Source organism: Alteromonas sp. S005 (assembly GCF_036864475.1).
Classification (GTDB): domain Bacteria; phylum Pseudomonadota; class Gammaproteobacteria; order Enterobacterales; family Alteromonadaceae; genus Alteromonas.
In genome coordinates this window covers 327,777-334,524 of record NZ_JAZETN010000003.1, presented here as the reverse complement: position 1 = coordinate 334,524, position 6,748 = coordinate 327,777, and the positions used below count along the sequence as shown (strand labels likewise).

Annotated in this window: 7 protein-coding genes; 1 reads left to right on the top strand and 6 read right to left on the bottom strand. The window is 42.3% G+C overall.

The window, feature by feature from the left end; all coding sequences use genetic code 11:
* The 5 genes from V7R55_RS06730 to pnp form a co-directional block, all read right to left on the bottom strand.
* Positions 1-298, bottom strand: a 298-nt coding sequence (locus tag V7R55_RS06730; protein ID WP_334058442.1) for a hypothetical protein, incomplete at its 3' end; no start/stop codon positions are given.
* Between the two features lie 552 nt (positions 299-850).
* Complete coding sequence (locus V7R55_RS06725; protein WP_126874042.1) at positions 851-1,153, bottom strand: hypothetical protein; 303 nt, start codon at positions 1,151-1,153, stop codon at positions 851-853.
* 111 nt (positions 1,154-1,264) lie between these two features.
* Positions 1,265-1,900: a hypothetical protein gene (locus V7R55_RS06720; protein ID WP_334058440.1), complete on the bottom strand. Its 636-nt coding sequence runs from the start codon at positions 1,898-1,900 to the stop codon at positions 1,265-1,267.
* Between the two features lie 275 nt (positions 1,901-2,175).
* A complete protein-coding gene (locus tag V7R55_RS06715; RefSeq protein WP_012518312.1) occupies positions 2,176-2,469 on the bottom strand; it encodes a DUF1244 domain-containing protein in 294 nt (97 codons plus the stop codon).
* Positions 2,470-2,645: 176 nt separating this feature from the next.
* Positions 2,646-4,757 (bottom strand): polyribonucleotide nucleotidyltransferase, encoded by a 2,112-nt coding sequence (gene pnp, locus V7R55_RS06710; protein ID WP_334058438.1) that lies wholly within the window; start codon positions 4,755-4,757, stop codon positions 2,646-2,648.
* 339 nt (positions 4,758-5,096) lie between these two features.
* On the opposite strand from pnp, the gene V7R55_RS06705 reads away from it, so the two are divergent.
* Positions 5,097-5,651: an HNH endonuclease gene (locus V7R55_RS06705; protein WP_334058436.1), complete on the top strand. Its 555-nt coding sequence runs from the start codon at positions 5,097-5,099 to the stop codon at positions 5,649-5,651.
* A gap of 76 nt (positions 5,652-5,727) precedes the next feature.
* On the opposite strand, the gene V7R55_RS06700 is transcribed toward V7R55_RS06705, so the two are convergent.
* Positions 5,728-6,678: a mechanosensitive ion channel family protein gene (locus V7R55_RS06700; RefSeq protein ID WP_334058434.1), complete on the bottom strand. Its 951-nt coding sequence runs from the start codon at positions 6,676-6,678 to the stop codon at positions 5,728-5,730.
* Between the last annotated feature and the right edge of the window lie 70 nt (positions 6,679-6,748).

Below are 6,748 nucleotides of genomic sequence, written 5' to 3'. Positions count from 1 at the left end.
CTTTAACTTTAAACCCTTTGTCTACGTTATATTTTTTGAAACTTAGACGTACTGACATAAACCTATTAACTTTTATTTTTACGGTTGCTCGTGGCTTGCCAGGGCTTAGCTGGCTTAATTGGTTGACGATGATTTTCAATTCTTTAAGGCTACTAGGATCAAACCGTTCTGCTGAGTACGAGCTTTCTCCTGCGCAAAAGATCCTGTAGCAAAATGAGTTTGGTGATTCCTTCGGAACGCCAAATGTGAAAATAGCTGAATCAATGCTGATTCGGGAATGTACCTGCTCAAATTGCAAAAGCTAAAAACTCCATGGCGTATAACGCTAAGCTTTGGGGCGCTAGCACGTGGGCTAAAATCCGAACGAAGTGAGTCAGCCCACGTGTTAGCGTCCCAGCGACCGAAGGGAGTGCCAACAGCGTTTTGTTAGGCGTACAACTGAAAGTACGCAGCTTTGCTGCCACCACTAGCCAAATAGACCGCGTGTTTAAATAATTGAATTTAAGATAAAACAACCCTGTGCGAAATGCCAGATGTTAACGGCATTGATGGATAAAAGAGCGAGTTTAGAAAACTGGTGATGTTGAATGTTGGCGTTGCGATGTTGATGAAAAGGGCGTTGCTAAAGCCGATGAAACTACCGAAAAAGCAAGCCGTAAAGACAACCTAGCGAAACAACCTTGATGCTGAAATGTCACGTCTGAACCCACATTTTAATGCTGTAAGTGAATGACGCCTAACTTTTAAATAAGGGGCGCAGGCATGTGGGGCATAATGGCGAAGCCGCCCCGCGTGTATGCGTCCCAGCGAACGAAGTGAGTGCCTTAATTTTTTTGTTATGTGCCAAGCCTCAATCTCCTTCCGAATTTACATTAGGTGAGTTTGGGTTATTTGCCATATAACCTTTCTCTGAAATACCAGGCTTAATTCCTTTAAGTATTCCATACGCCACTATTGGGCCAAAAATTGGAGCGAACAAAGCGAATACTCTATAACGTTCTAATTCATTTATTTTCTTTGAAGCGTACCTATTATTTTTAATTTTCTGAAGCCTCAAAATCACCTTGGATACCTGTGATGTGACAACAATTGCAAAAACAAAATGAACTAGAAGTACAGCTAATAAAACGATAATAATTTTGGTTTCACTCATGGCACATAACTTTTAAATAAGGGGCGCAAACATGGCGGCTATAATCGGAGCGAAGCGACACAGCCGCCATGTTTGTGTCCCAGCGAGCCCGCGAGCGACTTTATTTTTTTGTTAGTTTTCATTTTCGAAGAACAGATCTTTCTTTAGTGCTCTTCTACACTCTTGTACCGCCATGATTGCTGACTGATAGTTTGAAACCGCAGATTTTTCAAAAATAGAATCTTGTTCATTCTTATCTAAATGCGTTTCCAAGTTTGAGATGCCACTAATTTTTACAGATAGGCTAGATAGTGCAGCATTTGAGGAACTTGTTAAATAAAGACTATGTTCCATCGCTATTTTATCGATAGCAACAGTGAAATAATGTAGGCCTTTTCCTTCGGTTGAGTTATCTACAGCACACCATACATAATGTTCAGCTGGTGAACGGGTAGCTATCTGTTTCCAGCAATAAAGGTGTATTTCAACCAACAGTTCATTGATAGCAATCAGTGCTTCCAAACACTTAGACTGGAAAGCTTGCTGCAACGCTGACTTTACTTGTAATTCGGCTTTTACTTTTTCTTGTGAAAGAGCAAATGAGTTTTTAACACTTTCAATTTTTTCTGTTATCTCAGATATATCTTCTTTGGTTGCTAAGTTTTTACCTTTCTCTGAGAAATAATTTGGTAGGTAATTTTTTAGGAAAAAGCCAAATCCTACAATCCCAGCTATGATTAAAACGTTTAAAAAAAGATTCAAATCCATTCGATTTCTCTATGAAAACTAACAATTTAATCGTCCCCAAACCGTCATGCTATTCCACACCACTTTAGGGTACTTGTCATTTTAATATGTCATTACTCTAAACCACAACCACCAGAGAAATAAAGAAAAAACCATAATGTCGTTTTTCGCTCATTTATTAAAAACACCAAATCGGTATGTAGGTGCATTTGGTGTATTTCACGCAAGCCGAGCACAAAAAAGCCAGCTTCCGCTGGCTTTTAAAACAAATAATTCAAGGTCACTCGAACTAAAAACTACTTCCCCTGCCTAGCAGCCAGTTTCTCCAATTGCTCATCAGTAGCCGGAAGCTGGTGCTTCTCTTTCCACTCTGAATACGGCATTTTGTATACCACTTCGCGTGCGGCTTCGTAGTCGATATCAGCGCCCTGCTCGCTTGCAGCCGCCGAATACCATTTTGCTAAGCAGTTACGGCAGAAATCCGCCAAAATCATCAGGTCGATGTTCTGAACGTCTTTATTTGCATCTAGGTGTTCTACTAAGCGGCGGAATACCGCTGCTTCTACTTCGGTTTGCGTTTGCTTATCCATTATCTATTACCTTTAAAAAAGCGTTTTTCGTTATGGCCTAAATATGTGGCTTAAACGTGTGGGTTAACAGGTAAAAACCCAACCCGTTATTGCTTTTAAAACCTAAAACGAAAAAAGGGAGCCAAGCTCCCTTTTTTACTTAAACATAACTAATTAGGTTTAAAGCCTAATTGATATTACTCTGCGTCGTCAGACTTAGGCGCAGGCTTTTCTAGAAGCTCTTTAATGCTTAAACGTACACGGTTCTGGCGGTCGATTTCCATAACCTTAACGTCAACCATTTCACCTTCTTTAAGGTAGTCAGTAACTTTGTTCACACGCTCGTGAGCGATTTGTGAAATATGAACAAGGCCTTCTTTACCTGGAAGTACTTCTACGAACGCACCGAAGTCTACAATACGTGTAATCTTACCGTTGTAAGTCTTACCAACTTCAATTTCAGCCGTTACTTGCTCAATCTTGCCAATAGCGATGTCTGCTTTCGCACGCTCTGTCGCGAAGATTTTGATAGTACCGTCGTCTTCAATCTCGATGTTAGTGTCAGACTCTTCAGTAATTTGACGGATCATTGCACCGCCTTTACCGATAACGTCACGGATCTTGTCTTGGTCAATCTTCATTGTGTAAATGCGTGGAGCAAATTCACTTAGCTCTTCACGGTGACCGCCAATTGCTTCGTCCATTACGTTAAGAATATGCAAACGTGCTTCTTTTGCTTGTTTAAGCGCAATTTGCATGATTTCTTTAGTAATACCTTCAATCTTAATGTCCATTTGAAGTGCAGTAATACCGTCGGTAGTACCCGCTACTTTAAAGTCCATGTCGCCAAGGTGATCTTCGTCACCAAGGATGTCTGAAAGTACAACAAAGTTGTCGTCACTCTTAACTAGGCCCATTGCGATACCCGCAACAGACGCTTTAATTGGAACACCTGCATCCATAAGCGCTAGTGAAGTACCACATACAGACGCCATTGAAGATGAACCGTTTGATTCTGTGATTTCAGAAACCACACGTACTACGTACGGGAATTCTTCTTCACTTGGCATTACTGCTTGAATACCACGCTTCGCTAGACGACCGTGACCAATTTCACGACGCTTAGGCGAACCAATCATACCGGTTTCACCAACACAGTATGGAGGGAAGTTGTAGTGAAGCATGAAACGGCTGTCGCGCTTACCTTGAAGCTCGTCAATCATCTGTGCATCACGCTCTGTACCTAAAGTAGCAGCAACAATTGCCTGCGTTTCACCACGTGTGAATAGTGCAGAACCGTGAGTACGAGGAAGAATACCAGTTGCTACGTCTAGAGCACGAATCATTGCAGGCTCACGACCGTCGATACGTGGCGCGCCAGAAAGGATGCGTGAACGTACTACGTCAGACTCAAGATCATGAAGTAGGTCTAGTACTTCTTTCTTGTCTTGTTCTTCGTCTTCAGCAAGGATAGCTTCTAGTGCTTTGTCAGTTGCTGCAGTTACTGCGTCTTTACGCTCTAACTTGTCAGAAATCTGGTAAGCCGCTGTCATTTCAGCTTCAGCTAGTGCTTTAACTTTGTCTTTAAGTGCAGTGTTTTCAGCTTCTGGTGCCCAGTCCCACTTCTCAGTGCCAACTTCAGCAGCAAATTCGTTAACCGCGTTAACTACAGTTTGTAGTTGCTCGTGACCAAACATTACCGCACCTAGCATAGTATCTTCAGAAAGCACATCAGCTTCTGATTCAACCATAAGTACTGCACCTTCAGTACCCGCAACAACAAGGTCAAGCTGGCTGTCAGCTTGCTCTTCTGCGCGTGTATTTAGAATGTATTCTCCGTTGCTATAACCAACACGAGCCGCACCGATTGGGCCGTTGAACGGAATACCTGAGATAGCAAGCGCTGCAGAAGTACCAATCATAGAGATGATGTCTGTAGGGATATCTGGGTTAGCAGACATTACAGTAACAACAACTTGTACTTCGTTTTTGAAGCCTTCTGGGAATAATGGGCGAATTGGGCGGTCGATAAGACGCGCAGTCAATGTTTCACCTTCAGATGGACGACCTTCACGCTTGAAGAAACCACCTGGGATTTTACCCGCAGCATATGCTTTTTCTTGGTAGTTTACTGTTAGAGGGAAGAAATCTTGATCTGGCTTGGCTTCTTTTTTACCAACTACTGTTACCAGTACAGACGTGTCGTCCATGCTCGCAAGAACCGCAGCTGTCGCCTGACGAGCAATTACACCCGTCTCTAGAGTTACAGTATGCTGTCCATACTGAAATGATTTAGTAATAGGAGTCACTATTTGTCCTTTAATTTCAATCTTTATTTTATCGCTTTTAAACGCGGCGCATAGTATAGCTTTGAAGTAGCTGTAATGCCATTGCCAAATACAGCCCCGCGTGGAATTTATTTAGTGAATTTACGAAAAATCGCTATCACCTATAGCACCATGACTATATGAAATATCTGTGAAATTTCAATTATTGACTATATTTTCATCATACTGACACAAAACAGCGTATGCTAGAACAAAAAGCGAACAAAGAAACAACCCGTAAACAATGCTTTGAACCATAAACGGGCAATAAGAATTCTTCATAACAAGAACGTCTAATATTAGTGTGCTAAGGAGATAACCATGTTGGTACTTCGACTTAATAAAGCAGGCATGCCACAAGAGTGGATAGATGTTGAACAAGCCGCAAAGCTTTACAGTCAGGATAAGGTGCTATTCGAGCTAGGCAGTGATGCCATAACCCTCAAAGGAGGCTGGAATCACGAAGGGCTGCAAAGCGAACTTACCCTATCAAGCATTATCGCTTGCGACGGCAAGGTGACAGATTTATCAGGCAAAGTTGCCCTCACCAACCGCTATTTATTTAGACGCGACAGCTATTTGTGCATGTATTGCGGCAATAAGTTTACGCCTAAACAACTTACCCGAGACCATATTATTCCGCGCTCTCGCGGCGGAAAAGATAGTTGGACGAACGTAGCCACGGCTTGTCAGCGATGTAATCATGCTAAAGCAGCTAAAACACCTGAAGAAGCAAATATGCCTTTACTCGCTGTGCCCTTTAGGCCCAACGTTTACGAGCGCTTTTATTTAATGAACAGACGCATACTGGCAGATCAGATGGCATTTTTAGAAGGGCATTTTTCCCATCAGCGGGAATGGACGTGTAACGAATAAATTGTGACGGATGAAGTATAATGAATAGCAACGAGCGACCAGTCATTTAAGAAACAGATCGCTCGTTGACGGAAATTTACAGCCCAGTGCTCGTTGTTGTTTGCTGTTCTGTTGTAACAGACGCTTGAAGGTTGGCGTTGTTATTCTCGCTTTGCTGTTGCATTAGCATAGCTTGCTCTTCTTTTTGCGCTCTAAACCACAGGCTTAACCAATCTGAGCACATTTTGTGCTCTAACTCATGGGCTTCCGCTGTCGGGCAGAATAAACTTACCTTAACCACCACCTTTGCAAGTTCATTTGTTTTGATTTCAACTTCTGGGTCTATACGAATAAACTCTTGTTCTAAGTGACGCTCAATTAAGCCTTTGTAACGCTCTGCTACATCGCGAAAGTATTCACAGTGCGCTTGTGCTCGGGCATGAAAAGCGGGTAACAAGCTATATGCATTTACCGTAGGCTCGTTAACAATTTCAAAGGAGTGTAAACGGTAGCGGCGCATAAAGTTAAGGTTACGTACGGTTTGTGTAACTAACTGGCTGTTAGGTACGTAAACGTGTTTACCCGTGTAGTTGAAGCTTTCTGGGTCAACTTCTAGAAGCGCAGTTTTCGCCCAGTCCATTTCTACCACTTCACCAATGATATTATTCATTTGGATCCAGTCCCCTACCCTAAATGGCCTTGCGCCCAGGTAGTAAATGAAGCCCATAAAGCATTGAATAAATTCTCGAGTAGCCAGCACTATGGCAACCATAAATGCAGCAATGGATATAGCGAGTGTTTGTATTTCAGAGCTCCACACCATCATCAATACAATGATGATAAAGGCGTTCCCTAACTGCTCTAAAATATTAATCTGGTTTCTTCTATCTTCCCCGCGCTGAGAGCTGATGCGCCTTATCAGCAACAGCACACCTTTTTTGATAAAGTGCAATACAATTAAAAGTAGTAGTGATGTCAGCAGTTTATACTCATTGGCAAACGCAATAAGCTGATTCCATAACTGCGTGGGGTCTATCACAATCTCCATGTATGCTCCGTTTGTGCTGCGAGGGTAAATCTTTGAATAAAAATAAAAAAGCGCCGACGAATGTCAGCGC

Excerpts from the sequence above, each read along its gene's own strand:
- V7R55_RS06720 (WP_334058440.1), bottom strand. The coding sequence starts at position 1,900 with ATGGATTTGAATCTTTTTTTAAACGTTTTAATCATAGCTGGGATTGTA.
- V7R55_RS06725 (WP_126874042.1), bottom strand. The coding sequence starts at position 1,153 with ATGAGTGAAACCAAAATTATTATCGTTTTATTAGCTGTACTTCTAGTT.
- V7R55_RS06715 (WP_012518312.1), bottom strand. The coding sequence starts at position 2,469 with ATGGATAAGCAAACGCAAACCGAAGTAGAAGCAGCGGTATTCCGCCGC.
- V7R55_RS06700 (WP_334058434.1), bottom strand. The coding sequence starts at position 6,678 with ATGGAGATTGTGATAGACCCCACGCAGTTATGGAATCAGCTTATTGCG.
- V7R55_RS06705 (WP_334058436.1), top strand. The coding sequence starts at position 5,097 with ATGTTGGTACTTCGACTTAATAAAGCAGGCATGCCACAAGAGTGGATA.